This is a genomic window from Paraglaciecola arctica BSs20135 (assembly GCF_000314995.1).
Lineage (GTDB): Bacteria > Pseudomonadota > Gammaproteobacteria > Enterobacterales > Alteromonadaceae > Paraglaciecola > Paraglaciecola arctica.
Genome location: NZ_BAEO01000025.1, coordinates 75,627 through 95,123 on the forward strand (window position 1 = coordinate 75,627; position 19,497 = coordinate 95,123).

Here is a 19,497-nt window from a genome sequence, read left to right on the forward strand (position 1 = left end):
TGACATGACAACAGAAGACAAAACAACACAAACAAACAGCGCCTTTACTCTGAATGTACGTGATGATGGCGTGGCCATTCTTTCTATGGACGTACCCGGCGAAAGTATGAACACACTTAAAGTGGAATTCGCTGAGCAAATAGATGCCGTACTTGAGCAAATTAAGGCAGATAGCAGCATTAAAGGTGTGGTGGTGATTAGCGGCAAAGAAAACTCCTTTGTGGCTGGTGCCGATATCAGCATGTTGGCTGCCTGTGGATCTGCAGAAGATGCCACTACTATTGCTAAAGGCGGTCAGGATATGTTTCAACGTATCGAAGATATGTCTGTGACCTTTGTAGCCGCAATTCATGGCCCTGCTTTAGGTGGCGGATTAGAGCTTGCTCTGGCATGTCATTATCGCGTGTGTAGTGACGATGCAAAAACTCAATTGGGTTTGCCTGAAGTACAGCTTGGTCTATTGCCTGGTAGCGGTGGCACTCAGCGTTTACCTAAACTGATCAGTGTGCAACAAGCCATGAAAATGATGTTAACTGGTGCGTCTGTACGAGCAAAACAAGCTAAAAAGTACGGCATTGTTGACGATATGGTACCTCAGTCCATTTTGTTAGATGTGGCCATTGAAATGGCCAAAAAACCTAAGCCTAAGCGTAACGGCCCTAAGCTAGATCTAATGGGTAAATTTTTAGAGAACACTTCGGTTGGTCGCAACCTAATGTTTAATCAGGCCCGTAAACAAACCGCTAGCAAAACTCAAGGAAATTACCCCTCACCAGAGCTTATCATTGATTGTATTGAAACTGGCCTGAGCCAAGGTTTTAGAAAGGGTTTAGAGGTCGAAGCTAAACATTTTGGTAACTTGGTTATGAGCTCGGAATCTGCAGCCCTTAGAAGTTTGTTTTTTGCCACCACCGATATGAAAAAAGAAACTGGTGTACAAGGGGTGCAACCAGCAAGGCTAAAAAAAGTGGGGGTTTTAGGTGGGGGATTAATGGGAGGCGGTATTGCCTTTGTTACCGCAACTAAAGCCGGGCTTCCAGCCCGTATTAAAGATATTCGTTCTGAAGGTATTGCCAATGCTATTAAGTACAGTTTTGATATTCTGAACAAAAAAGTAAAGCGTGGTTTTATGCAAAAAATGGCAATGCAAAAACAAATGGCGCTATTGACAGGTTCAATTGATTATTCTGGTTTTAGTGATGCTGATGTAGTGATTGAAGCAGTGTTTGAAGACTTAACATTGAAACAAAATATGGTTGCTGAAGTTGAGGAAAATTGTGCCGAACATACAATTTTCGCATCTAATACGTCTTCTATCCCTATTTCACAAATCGCCGCGAAAGCCAAAAGACCAGAACAAGTGATCGGCCTGCATTATTTCTCTCCAGTGGATAAAATGCCTCTGGCTGAGGTTATTGCCCACGAAAAAACCTCCGACCAAACTATTTCAACTACTGTTGAGTTGGCCAAGAAACAAGGTAAAACCCCCATAGTAGTCAAAGACGGCGCCGGATTTTACGTTAACCGTATTTTAGCGCCCTATATGAATGAGGCTGCGGAAGTATTACTCAGTGGAGAGCCTATTGATCACATAGATAAATCTCTTGTGAAATTTGGTTTCCCCGTAGGTCCTGTTAAATTATTGGACGAAGTTGGCATTGATGTTGGTACTAAGATTGGTCCTATTTTACAGGCTCAGTTCGGTGACCGTTTTGCATCTAACCCAGGATTTGACAAAATTTTGGCTGATGATCGAAAAGGTAAGAAAAACAAACGTGGGTTTTATGATTATTCAGGTAAAAACCCCGGCAAAGAAGTCGATGCCTCTGTATATACTTTGTTAGGGATTACGCCAGCAAGCAAAATGAGTCATGAACAAATAGCCGAACGTTGTGTGTTATTGATGTTGAATGAAGCTGCTATGTGTTTGGATGAAGGCGTAGTTCGCAATGCTCGTGATGGTGATATTGGGGCTATATTCGGGATCGGTTTCCCTCCATTCTTGGGCGGGCCTTTCCGTTATATGCATACTTTAGGCATCACTCATGTAGTGGCTAGATTAGAACATTATCAAGGATTACTTGGTGATAAGTTCACACCAGCAGAAAGTTTGAAAAAAATGGTCGAGGAAGGACACTCTTTTTATTAAAAGAAAATAATGTAAGCAATCTTTTTATACTATGCCCAACTTACATATAGCTAGGTTGGGCTTTTTTATGTGTGTTATTTTGATAAAATGAACCTTCGAAATTAAAAAACAATAGCAGTTTGTTGACCAAATTTAAGGTCACATTTTAAGTTAACTAAACAGGGGGCAGTATTAGATGTGGATGTTTTTTATAAGCTCGGTGCTTTTTAGTCTGATGTACTATGTTCAGTCTGTTAAAACAGGACTGACCGCTAAGAGGTGGGCATTGGCTGGATTATTTTTTGGTCCAACTATATATCCACTATTTAGATCTAGACAAAGAATAAAACTGCTCAAGGCTAGAGGATTAGGGAATACCTTATTTGGGGCATAAACAAAAGAGATCCCTCTCTTTAGATTTTTAAGTCAATTCAGTTACAAATATACTGAATTAGATTTTTTATCTAAAAGCTATGGTAATTTTTGATTAACCATTCGCTATCGATAACTCAGTTATTTTCTATTGCTAGATAATAACTTGATATTACCTATTTTTTCTTACCAATGCTTACCAGTTTTCACACCGTTTTTACTAGTATCTGCAGTTGTTGTAGTGGCAGTCTGACTTTTAACAGGTGCTTGTACACTTACTTCAGATTTAATGGCTACCGGAGTAGTTGTGGCTAGTACTAGTGCTACTGCATAAGATTTTAACATTGTTCATTTCCTCGTTATTTTATTGACGTTTATGCCGACATTTTTTTGCCGGTCACGATAATAAAAGCGAGAAGTGTGCCAACATTAACGGGAGAATAATATTTACCATGAAAAATCACTTGTTTTTGCAAGTTAGGGTATATAAATAGCCTGCATGTTATATTTAATAAGGGATGGCGAGGAGGTGTTAAAATTAAATTAAATGCTAGATTTTTGCATGACTTTTTGTAATTGGTGATTTTCTTTGAGTAAACGTTCAAATTTGGCGGCATTTAATGGCTTACTATAGAGGTAGCCCTGCAACATTTCGCACTTAAAGCGTCGTAAAATTGACAGTTGATTCTCATGCTCAACGCCTTCTGCAACCACTTTTAATCCTAAATTATGTGCAATGGTAATAATTGCTTGAGTCATATGCCGGTCTTCGGCGCTAGTCGCTATGTCGTCGATAAAGGCTTTGTCAATTTTTAATGTGTTGATTGGGAAGCGTTTTAAATACGCAAGAGATGAGTAGCCTGTACCAAAATCATCTAACGCTAAGTGTATGCCACGCTCACGCAAACGTTGCATCATTCTGAGAGCATTTTCAGGATTCTGCATCAAGGTGCCTTCAGTTATTTCACATTCTAAATGTAAGGCAGACAAACCTGATTTCTGTAAAATAGTTGTAATACGTTCATCTAAATCTGGGATCTCAAACTGTCTCGCTGCAATATTGACAGCAACACGCCCAGTAAAGAGACCAGCGTCCACCCAACGTTTAGTATCTTCACAGGCTTTTCTAAGTACTACTTCACCAATTTCAATGATTTGGCCGGTTTGTTCCGCTAAGGGAATAAATTGGGCTGGGCTCACTAGTCCTTTTTCAGGATGCTCGTATCGTACTAAGGCTTCCATGCTGACTAACTTACCGCTAGCGATATCTACCTTAGGTTGATAAAAAACCCTAAATAAATCTTCTTTTAAGCCATGTCTAATAAGGTTTTCTATTTGTAATTGCCGCACTGCATTTTGATTCATTTCTCCGCTAAAGAATTGATACTTATTGCCCCCAGCGTTTTTAGCAAAATACATTGCCGTGTCGGCATTTTTTAGTAATTCTTGAGTGTTGCTGCCATCTTCCGGATAAAAGGCAATACCTAAGCTAGCACCTAATACAAACTCTTGTTTATTTATAATAAAAGGACGAGCCATATTATCTAATATGGTTTGTGCAAAGTGAGTGATGTGATGGATATCAGTAGAGTTATCAATCAATATACTAAATTCATCGCCACCTAATCGGTAACATGTGGCTTTAGTACCTGCAATTTTTTGTAAGCGTTTAGCGATTTGTTTGATTAAAATATCGCCTGTTTGGTGCCCTAAAGAGTCATTAATTTTCTTGAAATTATCCATATCCAAACATATTAACGCGTGGTGTGTGTCTCTACGTACAATATTGCTATGACTCGCTTGAAAGAATGAACGGTTAGGCAAATCGGTTAAGGGGTCGGTATTGGATAATTTGAGCAGTTCTTTTTCTGTGATTTTACGGGATGTTATATCTGAGAAAACCCCTACATAATGGCTGATTTTACCATCTTCATCGGTGATGGCATCGATGTTCAATTCCATTTCATATTTTTCTCCCGCCGAACGACGGGACTCAACTTCACCAAACCAATTGCCTTTTTGTTGCAATGATTTTTTGACTTCTTCGGTGAAGGCTCCAGGATATTGATGAAAAGTTAAATAACTGACTAAAGCTTGTTCACGGGTTTCGCCAGTGTAATTACAATAGGAATTATTCACTGATATATATTTAAAAGAAGTGTCGGTGATAAATACACCATCGGATATAGTTTCGATTGAACGCTTAAACAATTTAAGTTGTTCTTCTGCCTCTTTTAAATGGCTAATATTTTTTAAAGTACCAGTCATCCTTTGTGCTTGATGATTGTTGTCTCTGGCTACCACTTTGCCGCGATCGAGCACCCAGATCCAATCACCTTTGTAGGTTTTAGCTCGATAAGTCATTTCGTAATGTTCAGTTTTTTCGCTTAGGTGTTCATTTAAAGACTGCTGGACTCGTTGAATATCGTTAGGATGGATATTAGCTTCGTAGGAGCTGTTTACTCTAATATTATCTTGAGGAAAGTCTAATGTACCCCATGTATTGGAACGAAATACTTGTCCCTGATAGATATCCCAATCCCAGAGTTCATCGCCACTGCTCCAAAGGGTTAACTTCAATCGTTCTTCATTCTCTAGTATGGACTGGCGTATCGCATTTCGAGAGCGGATTTGTTTGAACCAATAAAGTAAAATCAAAATGCTCAGTAGAGCATATAAAATTAGGGCATTTTGCTGTAGCCAGAATGGTGGCGCTATGTTGATCTGCAAAATTTTTGAATCTGACCAAGGAGATAACGGATTTTTACTCTGTACATCAAATTTATAACTACCAAACTCTAAATAAGAAAATTCCGCACGTCTTAAGGATTCCGCATCGGTCTCTATCCATGTGTCTGATAAACCTAGAAGCCTGTACCGATATTTAACTGCTTCAGGGTTAACAGGGTTCACTTGAGCAAACTTAATGCTTAGCATTGTTGATTCATTCGGCAAATCAATACTATTCGATAAATTGACCGGTTTTAAAAGTGGCGAATTATCCGAGTGAACAGAGATTGGCAAATTAAACAAACGTAGTTGGGTAATAGTGGGGGGGCGACTTTTTTGTAATTGGTTTTCAGATGGTTTTTGATTATTGGCTTGGATAGATAACTTTGCTTCAATAGACGACTTATCCGGATCGAACATCAAAAAGCCATCAGTGCCTCCAAATAATATCTTGCCTGCTTTTGAAAGCATTCCAGAATCTTCATTCAGTTCGTTGTATCCAAAGCGTCCAGATGCAATGTTTTGTAAGAACTCCCCTGTTTTTAATGATACTTCATCAATCCCGCCATTTACGTGTGACACCCATAAACTATCTTTAAACTTAATTGACTTGAGGATTTGATTACTTGCTAATCCATTTTCTTCATTAAGTATTTTTGTTATGCGGTATGAGGTTTTTTCTAGTTTGATAATGCCTTGTCTTAATGATGATAACCAATAGCCATCATCTACTTCAATTACAGAATTAAAGTGCCTTACAGATGTATCCAATTCTATAACTAGCTGCTTCACTATTTTGCGATCGAGATTATAGAGTACCATTCCCAAATTTGTATTTAGCCAAAGGTTTTTATCGACGTCCACAAAAAGTGGTTCAATGTAATTTATTTTATTGTCTGTTAAATTAATATTGTGGATTTGTAAGCTTTTTGGGTCAATCCAACTAACTATGCCATTTTCAGTTGTTAGCCACATACGCCCGAAAAAATAGGATAATCTCATAATATCTTTTCCAAGGAAAAGGGTTTTAACAAGTACTAATTCAGAGTCGCTTGATTGACGATAGATAAATATTCCACCAGAGCTAGCGATCCAAATTTGATCAAATTCATCGATTTTGAGCGCCCAAATATTGTGTTCAAAATCACTCAGAAATTGTTTAAATACAAAATTTTCAGTATCAAGTTGGTTCAGTCCATTAGATTGAGTACCTACCCATATTTTTCCATTAGAATCTTCGGTGAGTCCCCAAACTATTTTGCCTGAAAGTCCAGAAACGTTTGATTGCTTAGGTATTGCAGTAACTTCATTAGGCTCAATTGTAGCCTTGCTAAAAATCTTTATTTCTGAGCTATCCGCGTTATATCGATATAGTCCGCCTGAATAGGTACCTACCCATATTGAATTATTTGAGTCCATAAAGAGACTTAAAATGTGTGAACTTTCTAAGCCAAAATTAATATTGTTTTGAGCATCGTACGAGAATAATAGTTTATTTTCAGGGCTTAAAATGCTGATCCCTGTTGTTGTTCCAAGCCAGACATTACCATTGTAATTTTGTAAAATACTCCATACTTCGTTGCCAATAATAGACGGTGTACTTTGAGTATTTAAACGTGTCACTGATGAGAGATTAGTGTCAATCTTGTAGGCTCCATCTTCAGTGGCAAGCCAATAATTATCATCTATTTTCTTAAAATCAAATATAAAGTTGGATTTTATCTCGATATTCCATGGATTAGTTTTTTTCAAACTAAATAAGGTATTGGAGTTATGTTCAAGTATAAAAATGCCACTTGCCAAACTGCCAAGCCAGGTTTTATCTGATTCACTAAATATCACTTTGATGTCTGCAGGTAGTTTTTCACCATTGACTGTAAAAGGTAAAAACGAGTTAGCTAAATGATCGTAGAGGTAAAGGTTTTCAGCGGTAGATACCAACAAATTACCATCTTCATTAAGGGCGATAGCAAAAATGTCATTACTGCTTAACTGACTATTGTCTTTGTTATAATTGGTAAAGTTGTCTTTTAATGGATTGTATTTAGCCAGTCCATTTTGAGTGGCAACCCAAAGGTTTTCAGAAGAATCTAAAAGTAGCTTTTTGGTGAAATTATTGGGTAAGGAGTGAGGGTCTTTACTAGAATGTCTATAATTTTTAAATTCGTAACCATCAAAACGGCTCAAACCTTCAAAAGTACTGAACCACATAAACCCGCTAGGATCTTCTAGGCTATTGGTTACTGTGTTTTGTACTAAACCTTCAGACTTAGAATACTTAACGAAAACATTGTTTGCGGCATGGGAATAATGAACCGAAAAAAGTCCCAGTAGTAGAGACAATAAAAAACTGCGGAATGTTAATAAATAGCGAATATGCACTTCTCACCTAGAGGTAGTTATCTACCCTCTTATAATAATTAGATTTCATTGGCGGCATATCCATATCGCCCAACCTTAAATATGCCTAATTTATTGGGCTGCTACAAGTATTAATCTTGTTAAAATGAATGACTTAATGATAAAAGTGTTTGATTGTAGGTTTTTTCGCTAATTTATGCAGCGTTCAGAGATATAAGCTGTTGGATTTAAAACTCTTTATATCTGTAATGACTTCGGTTTGAACTGATAATGGAACATGATGTGGCTCTGCGCTGTACAAAATGGCCTCCCCAAACCCTTGTCGAGATACCAGTAAAGTTAGGTAAGCTTTGAGTTCATAAAAATCGATATCTAAGATTGTTTGGGTCATTCGATAGCTATAGGTAAATGTACTATCTTGATTCCCGATCGCCATCCACAACCTTTGACTTTTCATACTTAAATTGGTGTCTTTCTCCATCAATTGTTTCATTACACCTTTTTTGAGTGATTCCCATAAATGACTGAACTGGTTAATATTTTCAACAGTTTGTTGCAAAAATAGATGAATTGCATCAATTAGGAATTTAGCAGGGTGATGAGGTGACTGAATATAGAAACCAATTCCAGGATGCTGGTTGTAGGGTATGTAGCCACTACCCACTAAGTAACCTAGTTGTTGCTCAGTGCGTAATTGATTGAAAAAAGGCGTGGCTAATAACTGTTCTGTGAGAATAGTTAATGCGATGTTTTTTAGACTTGCATCGGGTGCTTGAAAATAGATGACAACTGCTGGATCACTATGTTGACACTCTACCTGATAAGAAATGGCTTTAGTGCGCCTAATATCTGCGATACCTCTATGAATTCTGGCACATGTAGCATACTTCATCCTGAAATTTTTAATATCAGCACTGATCCTGTATGCCTCTTCTGGAGTCCAATTACCGTACATCATTCCTTCTAAATGAAATTGACTGAGTAACTTTTCTTTAGTTACTGGAATATCATCAAGGGTTAAATTTTCCATGGCTTGAGCCACATCTGACGGGTCGTTATTTTGTTGTTGCATAATCACCGAAAGTTTAGAAAAAAGTCGGTTGATGGGTTTATTCAATAAAGAATTGGACAAGCCCTGAGATTGTTTGGCTTTTATCTGGGAGAAACTATCGGAAAAATCTTCATGTGCAACAATTTGAGTCAAAAGATTGCTACAGAATTCTAGTTGGTTTGCACTAAAACCATTAGTTTGTAGAGAAAATCCACCTTGATGTGGATAGAAATGAAAATGCATGCCAGCAAGATTAGCTTGATAATACTTTTGGTTAAGTTTCTCGTTTAGTAACGCAACCCATAATCTTTTCGCTGTTGTAAGTTGAATTCCTTCATTCACTGCTTGGCAATCAAAGGATAAAAAACAATCCCCCTTGGGTTGCTTAAATTTATCGTCTTGCCCATACCAAATGTCTAATCCATTTTCTTTAATAATTTGTTTAGGCAAAACAAACTCATTAACAATCGGATTTAATGGTTGGCATGGGGGTAAATATTGATTGGCTTTTGGTAATGCAAAGCTTGATCGCCAACTACCACTTAAAAAAGACTGCATGCGGGTCGCTGCAATTGGCTGGACGCTATATGGCGTATGATACCACTTAGCTTTATGGGTTGTTTTGACAAAGGGAGTCACTGTTTTTATGCGCATATTTTCGGGGCAGAAAAACTCTAACATTTGTAAAACTAAATGCACTTCTGGTTTATCCAGAATATAGTCGCCTGCAATCAGGTGGTGTGGCGGATATTCGAACATTGCCTGACTATAGTGGCATGCTTCGTCAATCGCCTTAGCTTGTTCGGGAAAGTCCCAGATGAGTTGATTGAGGGTGGCGGTTTCTTCGATTCGCCAAGTTTCAATACCATTCTCTTTGATCAATTGAATATACGAGAAAATTGCTGTTATCACCTCGTCGGTGTATTTAATTCCTTCATCTGTTAACTGCAGGTTGATGTTGAAATCTTTGAAAGTACTGCCTTCTATACCACCACCGGCACTTAAGCTAGTCGCCCAGTTTTTGGTTTTAAAGAAATGTAATAATCCCCCTCCACCTTCATCACCTAAAATATGGCTCAGAACACTTAAGGGTTTACTCCTGTAATGAGAGTGCTGCTGGGGAAGGGCAAAGGTTAAAATCATTCTTCTGGCTTTTTGCAAAGGCAATATATTGATTTGTATACCTAAGTTATGTTCCAGATAAAGTGCTGGTAGAGGTTCCTCAGATAATTCATTATTTGATGGCCAGTCGCTAAATTGTTGGCGAACAAGCTTTTCGCTGACTGAGAGTGGTTGCTGGCTAACTAAACACAAACAGGCATTTTGAGGTTGGTAATAACGTTCAAATATCCGTAGCAATTTTTGTTTGAGTTGCAATGGACTGAAAGGAGCAAAGGTTTGCTGATTACCCACCGAAAATTGGCTAAAAGGGTGGGCTGGGTTACATGTCTCTTTATGAACTTGGTAAAGACGTCTTAAGTCATCTTTTTGTTTTAATAAAAACTCTGCGTTGATAGCATTTATTTCTTTCTCAATTAACACCTCCCTGAACAGAGGTTTACTGAGCATTGCGAATAAATGCGTTAAAGCTTGTTGTTCATATTCAGATGCAACGTCGTAAAAATAACTGCTGTATTCTGTTCCTGTTAATGCATTAATACTGCCCCCGTGTGTGGCAATAAAATCATTAAATGCATTGGCTTCAGTGAACTTATGGTTGCCCAAAAATAGCATGTGCTCCAATAAGTGATTAATGCCATGGCAATCCTTATCATCATTGAAATGACCCACGTTAAAGGTAACAGAGCAGGCGCTTTTTACACTGTTGGGGTCTTGCACTAACAAAATTCGCAGGCCGTTAGCCAATTCTATATGGTTAAATTGACGGTTGTCGAAGGCACTTTTAAGCAAAATTCTGTTTTCCTAAGTAGAGAGACTTTTCAAGCATAAACTAATTTTTTAAAGGTGCAGATTTTTAATTATGTTTTTTGCTATATTAGTCGCAATCGGCTCTAATGTTCCAAATACAAATTCCGCGAGTTTTATGAAATTAATTATTATGCGTCATGGCGAAGCTGAAACGTTTCGTGGGCAAGACAAGGCGCGCAGCTTAACCCGTCACGGTGAAAAACAAGCGACAGAGGCGGGGAGGTGGTTGGCTAGTTATCTAGGTGCAGATACGCCTATTGATCTAGCGTTAACAAGCAGCTATGTCCGTGCTCAGCAAACAAACCAGCAACTTAGTTCTAAAGTGACTGTGACAAAAACACTGATTTGTGATGATGTAGTACCTGAGGGCGACCCTAAAGTGGCCCACGACTTTGTTAATGTGCTCATTGAAGATCTGCCATCAAGCAAGATCATACTGATTATCAGCCACATGCCGTTTGTTAGTTACTTTCTAGAAGAGGTGCATAAAGACAAACAAACTATGTTGTTTGACACTTCAACTATGGTGGTGCTTGATTATGATCCTGAGCGAGGTACTGGTGTCATAGAAAATATCTATCACCCTGTATAAATTAGCTTAAGAAAACCTAGTGTGAACCGATATCTTGAATATGATCAGCAAAAGTTTACCGGCTGTTTTACGACAGTCGTTGGAATATCATGTAAATGAATCACAACTGACTCACGATGATGAGCTTCAGGGGATTTATGATCGCCTGACAAACTTGAACGAAAAAGTAGAATTTTTAAAAAATAAAATCAAAAGTAACCGTCAAAATTCTAATGTTTGAATTATTCTGAAGAATTTGATTCCTCACTACGATAGAACTCAGGCATCACTCGTACGGTTTTCACCATATTGTCTTTCATCTCTATTATTTCAATAGGATAACCAGCAAGACGTAAACTGATATTTGCTTCTGGAATATCTTCTAAATACTCCAAGATTAATCCGTTTAATGTTTTAGGCCCTTCAGTTGGGAATTGCCACTCTAGTTCTTTGTTGATTTCACGAATGTTGGCGCTGCCATCTATTATCACACTACCATCTTGTTGCAAATTGGCTTCTTTACTATGGTCAGGCAAAAAACTGGTGGTGAAGTCACCAATAATTTCTTCCAAAATATCTTCTAGCGTGACTAATCCTTGAATGTCACCATATTCATCTACTACTAAGCCAATTCGTTCTTTTTCTTCTTGAAATTTGTACATCAAAGTATGCAAAGGCGTGGATTCAGGAGTGAAATAGATTTCACGTACTGCTCTGAGCAATGTGGCTTTGCTAAATTCATCTTTAGAAAGTAGTCTCAATGCATCACGAACATGCACAAAACCAACTGCGTCATCTATGCTATCTCGATATAACAAAACTCTAGTGTGCTGGGAGTTAACCAATCTTTTTTGAATATCTTTCCATTCGTCATTTATGTCAATAGCCACAATGTCACCGCGGGGCACCATAATATCTTCTGCTGTGACATTTTCGAGATCTAAAATACCCATTAACATGTCTTGGTGTTTTTGCGGGATCATGGCACCTGCTTCATGTACAACAGTCCGCAGTTCTTCGCGGCTAAGACTATTACCATCATCACCAGTAGGTCGCACTCGTATAAGCGCTAATAAGCCATTACAAATACCATTAACCAAGAATACAAATGGGTAAAGCAAGGTAAGTAACGGCAGTAAAATAAACGAGCTAGGAAAGGAAATCTTTTCTGGATATAAAGCGGCCAGTGTTTTTGGTGTGACCTCAGCAAAGATTAAAATGATTAAGGTTAAAGAAAGTGTTGTTATGGCAGTCGCTACGCCAAGTCCTAAATGCCCGAATAAGCGCATGCAAATAATGGTGGCTATAGAAGAGGCGGCGATATTGACCAGATTGTTACCAATTAGAATTAATCCAATCAGCCGATCTGGACGTTGTAACAGTTTTTGCACTCTCAGAGCACCTTTATGCCCTTCATTTTCAAGATGTTTGAGACGATATCGATTAATCGACATCATGCCCGTTTCTGAGCTAGAGAAGTATGCAGAGAGTAAAATCAAAACACCTAGAATTATGAATAAACTACTAGTGGCGATGTCTTCCAACTATGGAAATCCTATGGTAAAAATGAAACGGCACTTTAAGGGCAATTTAGCTGCTATTCAAGCGTTAAGTATTACTTCTCTGACAAAACGGCTGCCAAAATAAGCGAGAGTAAGTAATATACCGCCAATAATAGTTGACCATATTATCGGTTTTCCGCGCCACCCAAAGGTAGAGTGACCGATTAATATAATAGTATACAGTCCCCATGCTACTAGAGATAGAGCAGTTTTATGAGCTTGTTCTTTAGCAAACATATTATCCAAAAACATGAAACCACTGACTAAGGATAAGGTCAGTAAAACAGTGCCTACTAACAATAATTTAAATAGAATATTCTCTACTGCCATTAGAGGTGGTAACGATGAATGTAATAGGGAAGCATTTTTTTCTTTTAGACGTAAGTTTATATACGACAATTGTACCGCGTACAGAGATGCAATTGCCAAACACGCATAAGCAAACAATGCCAAGGTAATATGGATTAATAAATTAGGTTGTACGCTAATTTGCATAACATGGGCGTTGGGTATCAAACCGTTAAGTAGCACCAACAGGCCAGTAAAACTATATACGACAGGCAGTAAAATAGTGTTGGGTAGTCTAAAGGATGCTAACAACATGGTGATGCTGATTAACCAGCCAACCAATGATGCAACATTTAGCATACTCATATTCTGTCCCATCTCAGGCTCAATGAGTATGCCGCTTCTTAAAATAGTAATGTGTAACCCCATAGCAACTAAAACACTAATAATAGCCGCAAGTTTATTCGGTCCTTTTTCTTGAAACATACCAGTGACAATAATGCCTGACGCAAGCATATAAAAAACAAAACAAATGGTATTCATCAACATGACAGAGTACCTGAAACAACATTTGGGAGGATTGAGTTAAACATTCGCTTACTGAATTTTCCATACACAAAGTAACAACACATTAAGCATGAAAATAACACTTATTCTCAATACATAACATAGCTCAACACAGTTTTAAGCATTAACTGATAAAATCTCTGGTTAGAAATGCTTTTGAGCATTCTTATCTGCTAGCATCTTCTATATAATAACCCCATAGAAAATTGTAGGTAGCACAATACATGTTTGAAAATCTTAGCGAACGCTTAGGCAAAACCCTTAAAAATATTAGCGGAAAAGGGCGACTCACCGAAGATAATATCAAGGATACCTTACGCGAAGTGCGTATGGCGTTGCTTGAAGCTGATGTTGCATTGCCAGTTGTAAGAGATTTTATAGGCCAAGTCAAAGACCGTGCAGTAGGTACTGAAGTCAGCAAAAGTCTGAATCCAGGCCAAGTTTTCATAAAAATTGTGCAATCCGAGCTAGAGTCGGTCATGGGGCAGGTCAACGAATCACTGAATTTAGCTGCCCAACCCCCTGCCGTAGTGTTAATGGCGGGTTTGCAAGGCGCGGGTAAAACCACCAGTGTAGGTAAGTTAGCTGCATTATTAAAACAACGTGAAAATAAGAAAGTGTTAGTGGTAAGTGCTGATGTGTATCGTCCAGCAGCCATTAAACAACTTGAAACACTTGCCTCTGAGGTTGGTGTGGAGTTTTTCCCGTCATCTGAAGATCAAAAACCCATTGATATTGCTAATGCAGCCATAGATTTTGCTCGTAAACATTTTTTCGATGTATTACTAGTGGATACAGCTGGTCGTTTACATGTTGATGGCGAAATGATGGGGGAAATCCAAGCATTACACAAAGCTATCAACCCCATTGAAACCTTGTTTGTGGTAGATGCCATGACGGGCCAAGATGCGGCCAATACTGCCAAAGCCTTCAACGACGCTTTGCCTTTAACGGGCGTGATTTTAACTAAAGCTGATGGTGATGCTCGAGGTGGGGCGGCGTTATCAGTCAGGCATATCACCGGTAAACCTATTAAATTTATGGGGATGGGCGAAAAACTTGATGCATTAGAGGCCTTCCATCCAGAACGTATTGCTTCACGTATTTTGGGTATGGGTGATGTTCTCACCTTAATCGAAGAAGTTGAACGCAAAGTTGATAAAGATAAGGCCCAAAAGCTAGCCAAAAAAGTACAAAAAGGTAAAGGTTTTGACTTACAAGATTTCAAAGAGCAACTAGAGCAAATGCGTAACATGGGCGGCATGACGTCTATGATGGATAAAATGCCGGGTATGGGTAATATGTCCGCGCAAATTAAAGAAAAAGCTAACGATAAATCTTTTATTCAAATGGAATCTATCATCAATTCGATGACTCCTGGTGAACGTACACGTCCAGACGTAATAAAGGGCGGACGTAAACGCCGCATAGCCGCAGGCTCAGGCACTCAAATTCAAGATGTGAATAGGTTACTAAAACAATTCACTCAGATGCAAAAAATGATGAAAAAGATGTCGGGTGGCGGCATGAAAAAAATGATGCGTAATATGAAAGGCATGATGCCACCGGGTGGGCCAGGAGGAATGGGAGGTTTACCTCCTCCCCGTTAGAATGTTAACTGATTGTTTGGGCAACCTATAAATATTTGGTTTTGTTGTTATGTTGCCTTATCAGTACACCCAAACATAAATGATAGCTTAATAGGTTTTTTGCATTGTCGATTAATATTGTCAACCAGCTGTCCCTTAAACGTATAAACGTTATTTTTGCCCTAGTGCTGGTTTTAGGTATTGCTGTTAGCGCTGTGGTTTATTATAAGGGTGATTATATCGCCAAGAAAACTGGCGACCTGATCGCTCAACAAGTTCCTGCCTACGATTTACTCCGAAAATTGAATAATAGTCTAATTGAACAAGAACGTTTTTTGTATGAGTTCTATGTTGCAGAAGATAAGGAGCATTTCGAACGAGGTTATTCCCAAAGCAATCATCAAGCACAAGATGCGTTGGATGAATTAATTGTTCGATTTGGTGAAATTCCTCCATTGCAGGTCACAAAAGCGAGTTTGTATGAGTTAAACATTTATGCCGATGAGTTTGTTCAAAATATTACTGCCTCGCCAACTAATTGGAATTTGGCCCGTCAACAATTACGCACTATTACTGATGTACGACGAGCGACTAGCCCTCAAATTCAGCAATTAATTACCCTTACAGAAAATAAAGTTGAGCAATCAGAACAGGTTATTTTGAATGGTCTGGAGCTAGTGCGTTTTTTTGTGGTGTTATATGGTTTAGCGACATTATTAGTGGCTTATATAGTGGCTAAGGCTATTAAAGCTTACCTGTCCACAGCGGTTTATAATCAACGTCTTTCACTATTTTCAACTCGTAATCCCAATCCTGTTATCAGTCTTGATAGCCACAATGTTGTGACTTATTGTAATCCAGCGACTGAAAACTTACTCAAAACATTAGGTCTAGGAGCGGGCAAAGCTGAGTTGTTATTGGCCAAAGACATTGAAGTGCATCAAAAACAATTATTGCTTGAGGGGAAAACAGACTCAAAGCAATTTGAATATCAAATTGAACAATTGTATTTTCAATGTGATCTACATTGGTTAGAAGATTTAGGTCAATGGGATATGCATTTAACTGATATAACTGAGCGTAAAAAGTTCGAGCAAGAATTGCAATATAGAGCCAGTTTTCACCCACAAACGGGCCTGCTAAATCGTTATGAATTAAAAAAAACGGTCACGGAATTATGCCAAACTGAACAGAAGTTCACATTTGGACTAATCGAAATTCGCTCCTTTAGTCAGTTAATTTCGGGGCAAGGGGTAACTGTTGCTTCGACTGTGTTTAAGGAAGTCGCCACCTCTTTAGACAATATCATGAACACCATAGATAAGGCTGCTTGCCGTATTTTTCATATTGGCGAAAAAAGCTTTGCTTTAGTGTGCACGAGAGATTTGAACAACAAACAGATAGATAGTTTGGTTGAGCAAATAGATCAAAGAATAGGTTCAACAATTTTCCATTGCCAATACCAAGTGCAACTTGATTTCGGCTTTGCCAATTATCCGCAGCATGGCAATGACTATAGTCAATTACATAAAAATGCACTTGCAGCATTAGACAAGTCGGCTCGCAGCGGAGATAAAAGCCATGTGTTGTTTAATATTCAATTGGGCGATAAATTGTACTATGAGCAACAATTGATCGAAGATATGCGAATAGCGATTGAAAAGGCTCAGTTTGAGTTATATTTTCAACCACAGTTGGCACTTTCGAGCCAAAAAATAATTGGCGCTGAGGCGCTTATTCGTTGGCACAGAAATGGTCAATGGATTACACCTAGCGAGTTTATCCCCTTGGCTGAAAGTGCTGGACTTATTGACTCTCTAGGCGATTGGATTTTGCACACAGCATGTCAGAAAGCCCAAAACCTAGTCAGTTTAGGTTGGAGTGACTTAGTCATGGCCGTTAATATTTCGCCGCTGCAATTTGGCCGTAAAGATTTTCTGAGTAAAGTTAAAAAAGTATTGAAAGATACTGGACTGGAAGCAAAAAATTTAGAATTAGAAGTGACTGAAGGAGTCATTATCTATAACGTACAGGAGGCCATTGAAACCTTAGCGCAACTCAAAAAATTGGGTGTGCACTTGGCCATCGATGATTTTGGTACAGGTTATTCGTCGCTCAGTTACCTTCGAAAATTCAATATAGATAAACTCAAAATAGACCAGTCTTTTATCCGCGATATACAACATCAAGCAGCTGATCAGTCAATTGTACGTACTATTATCGAATTAGGACGCAACTTAGACTTAAAGGTCATTGCTGAAGGTGTTGAAGGCCTTGAGCAGCAACAAATCCTCACTTCTATGGGCTGTGACGAAATCCAAGGGTTTTATTTTAGTCATCCACTGCCTGAACAAAAATTTATTGATTTTGTGCGACTCCATAAAGCGATCTAATGGAGCGTTTTTTAGCCATAGTACAAGATAGGCTGATTTTCAGACTAAACTATCTTCCAATACTATAGATGCCGAAAATTGATAAAACATATTGCGATAAATACAAATGTCGGTGATATCTTCAGGGGTATTTTGTGGCACTGCCCTGTAATTGGTAGATAAACGATAAGCACTTTTGATAGGCAAAACACTGTGCCATGTATTATGACCAAGGTACCTTTTTTAGGTGTTAAGGTTACTTGTTCTGAAAAATCTTCATTAACCTATTTTTCAAGTTGCGTAGTTGTTCCGTGTTCAGTAGGAATGAGGCATAACCTGTAATAGTGGACAAAGTGCAGTGTTTTACCAAGTTAAAGTCATTAGTAAAACACTGCCAAATTTAGATATTCTTAGCCTTAGTTCTCGTCAAGGTTTACCACCAAGTTGCATATAACGCCGTCAAAATAATCACTATTCCAATGGCAAGAATGTTAAAGGAACCTTTAGTATCGAAATTTACTTTATCTAACGAAACCACTCCCGGGCCTCCCGCAACATAGTTTTTGCGGGTCGCAATAGAGGCCAATACTGCTAGTGCTATACAGGCTAAAAATACTATGCCTACTCTGTCCATAAAGGGTAACGAGGGTAAGGCAATTTTAAACACTATTGATAAAACTGCAGAACCTACCGCAGCTGTTATGGCACCCACTGAATTCATGGTTTTCCAGAACATGCCTAATAAGAAAATAACTACAATTCCGGGTGTAAAGAATCCAGTAAATTCTTGAATATATTGAAACGCCTGTTCAAATTGTCCGAGTAATGGTTTGGCGCATATCATCGCAATAATTAGCGCTACAATGCTCACAGTACGGCCAACCTTCACATAGTGGGTTTGGCTTTTATCTTTTTTGAAATGAGAGTAAATGTCCATAGTAAATATGGTCGATATACTGTTACACATAGATGCTAACGAAGACACTATCGCAGCAAACAATGCAGCAAATACTAGGCCTTTTAAACCAATTGGCATCAAATTCATCAAACTTGGATAAGCTTGGTCCGCACGATCTAAATCAGTGAACAGTATCGATGCTGCAATGCCCGGAACAACCACAAAAAATGGTACTAAGATTTTCAGATAAGCCGCAAAAGCGATGCCTTTTTGTGCCTCTGCTAAGTCTTTAGCGGCTAATGCGCGCTGAATAATGTATTGGTTAAAACCCCAGTAAGAAATGTTCATCACCCACATGCCGCCAATCAATACTGACAAGCCTGGTAGACTAATATAGTGGGGGCTATCAGCAGCGAATATCATGTCAAATTTTTCAGGTGCTTGCTCTGTTAAAATCGAGAATCCTGCTAACACTCCATTGCCATCTGAAACTAAATCTAAACTAATATATGTCAGTACTAGCCCACCAAATACTAATAACACAACTTGGATAATGTCGGTGTAGGCGACCGCTTTTAGGCCGCCGTATGATGAATAAGCAATAGAGAATAAACCAAGAAAAATCATACCGTATGCTAAGTCCACACCGGTAATTGTGGTAATGGCCAAACCTCCTAACCATAAAACAGCGGTCAAATTAACAAACACATAAACCGCCAACCAGAACACCGCCATAATGGTTTTAACTCGTCCATCAAAGCGTTGCTGCAAATATTGCGGCATAGTATAAATTTCATTTTTAAGGAAAATGGGTAAAAAGTATTTACCCACTATGATCAGAGTGATTGCCGCCATCCATTCGTATGAAGCTATACCTAACCCCAGTATGTAACCTGAGCCCGACATACCAATGATTTGCTCGGCAGAGATATTTGCCGCAATAAGTGATGCACCTATGGCCCACCAAGGCAGAGATTTACTGGCTAAGAAATAATCTTTGGTATCACGTTCGTGATTTTTTTCTGCTCGGGAAATATATAAGGCAAGGGCTAAAAGCCCTACTACGTAAACCACAAAAA

The 19,497-nt window shown here is 38.6% G+C and carries 11 protein-coding genes; 4 read left to right on the forward strand and 7 right to left on the reverse strand.

Going from position 1 to position 19,497, the window contains the following annotated elements; genetic code table 11:
* The first annotated feature begins 4 nt into the window (after positions 1-4).
* A complete protein-coding gene (gene fadJ, locus GARC_RS09195) occupies positions 5-2,149 on the forward strand; it encodes a fatty acid oxidation complex subunit alpha FadJ (protein WP_007619139.1) in 2,145 nt (714 codons plus the stop codon).
* A gap of 537 nt (positions 2,150-2,686) precedes the next feature.
* On the opposite strand, the gene GARC_RS26995 is transcribed toward fadJ, so the two are convergent.
* The 3 genes from GARC_RS26995 to GARC_RS09210 form a co-directional block, all read right to left on the reverse strand.
* Positions 2,687-2,845 carry a hypothetical protein gene (locus tag GARC_RS26995; RefSeq protein ID WP_007619140.1) on the reverse strand — a complete coding sequence of 53 codons (159 nt, stop codon included), beginning with the start codon at positions 2,843-2,845 and terminating at the stop codon, positions 2,687-2,689.
* Between the two features lie 198 nt (positions 2,846-3,043).
* On the reverse strand, positions 3,044-7,612 hold the full coding sequence (locus tag GARC_RS09205) for an EAL domain-containing protein (protein ID WP_007619141.1): 4,569 nt from the start codon (positions 7,610-7,612) through the stop codon (positions 3,044-3,046).
* Positions 7,613-7,796: 184 nt separating this feature from the next.
* A complete protein-coding gene (locus GARC_RS09210; protein ID WP_007619142.1) occupies positions 7,797-10,553 on the reverse strand; it encodes an insulinase family protein in 2,757 nt (918 codons plus the stop codon).
* A gap of 133 nt (positions 10,554-10,686) precedes the next feature.
* On the opposite strand from GARC_RS09210, the gene sixA reads away from it, so the two are divergent.
* On the forward strand, positions 10,687-11,163 hold the full coding sequence (gene sixA / locus GARC_RS09215; protein WP_153810899.1) for a phosphohistidine phosphatase SixA: 477 nt from the start codon (positions 10,687-10,689) through the stop codon (positions 11,161-11,163).
* Positions 11,164-11,384: 221 nt separating this feature from the next.
* Here the strand turns inward: sixA and GARC_RS09225 are convergent, their stop codons facing one another.
* Positions 11,385-12,686 (reverse strand): HlyC/CorC family transporter, encoded by a 1,302-nt coding sequence (locus tag GARC_RS09225; RefSeq protein ID WP_007619157.1) that lies wholly within the window; start codon positions 12,684-12,686, stop codon positions 11,385-11,387.
* A 57-nt stretch (positions 12,687-12,743) separates the two neighbouring features.
* Positions 12,744-13,541 carry a cytochrome C assembly family protein gene (locus tag GARC_RS09230; protein ID WP_007619160.1) on the reverse strand — a complete coding sequence of 266 codons (798 nt, stop codon included), beginning with the start codon at positions 13,539-13,541 and terminating at the stop codon, positions 12,744-12,746.
* Positions 13,542-13,783: 242 nt separating this feature from the next.
* Here GARC_RS09230 and ffh point away from each other — a divergent pair, with 242 nt between their 5' ends.
* Both ffh and GARC_RS09240 read left to right on the forward strand, forming a co-directional pair.
* The gene (ffh, locus tag GARC_RS09235; RefSeq protein ID WP_007619162.1) at positions 13,784-15,169 is read left to right on the forward strand and encodes a signal recognition particle protein; all 1,386 of its coding nucleotides are present in this window, start codon (positions 13,784-13,786) and stop codon (positions 15,167-15,169) included.
* Between the two features lie 104 nt (positions 15,170-15,273).
* On the forward strand, positions 15,274-17,541 hold the full coding sequence (locus GARC_RS09240) for a putative bifunctional diguanylate cyclase/phosphodiesterase (protein ID WP_007619164.1): 2,268 nt from the start codon (positions 15,274-15,276) through the stop codon (positions 17,539-17,541).
* Positions 17,542-17,580: 39 nt separating this feature from the next.
* Here GARC_RS09240 and GARC_RS26300 read toward each other — a convergent pair whose 3' ends face one another.
* Positions 17,581-17,727, reverse strand: a complete 147-nt coding sequence (locus GARC_RS26300) for a hypothetical protein (RefSeq protein ID WP_007619165.1) — start codon at positions 17,725-17,727, stop codon at positions 17,581-17,583.
* A 226-nt stretch (positions 17,728-17,953) separates the two neighbouring features.
* Positions 17,954-19,497 (reverse strand): sodium/sugar symporter (locus GARC_RS09245; protein WP_039989241.1); only part of this gene is annotated, 1,544 nt, incomplete at its 5' end.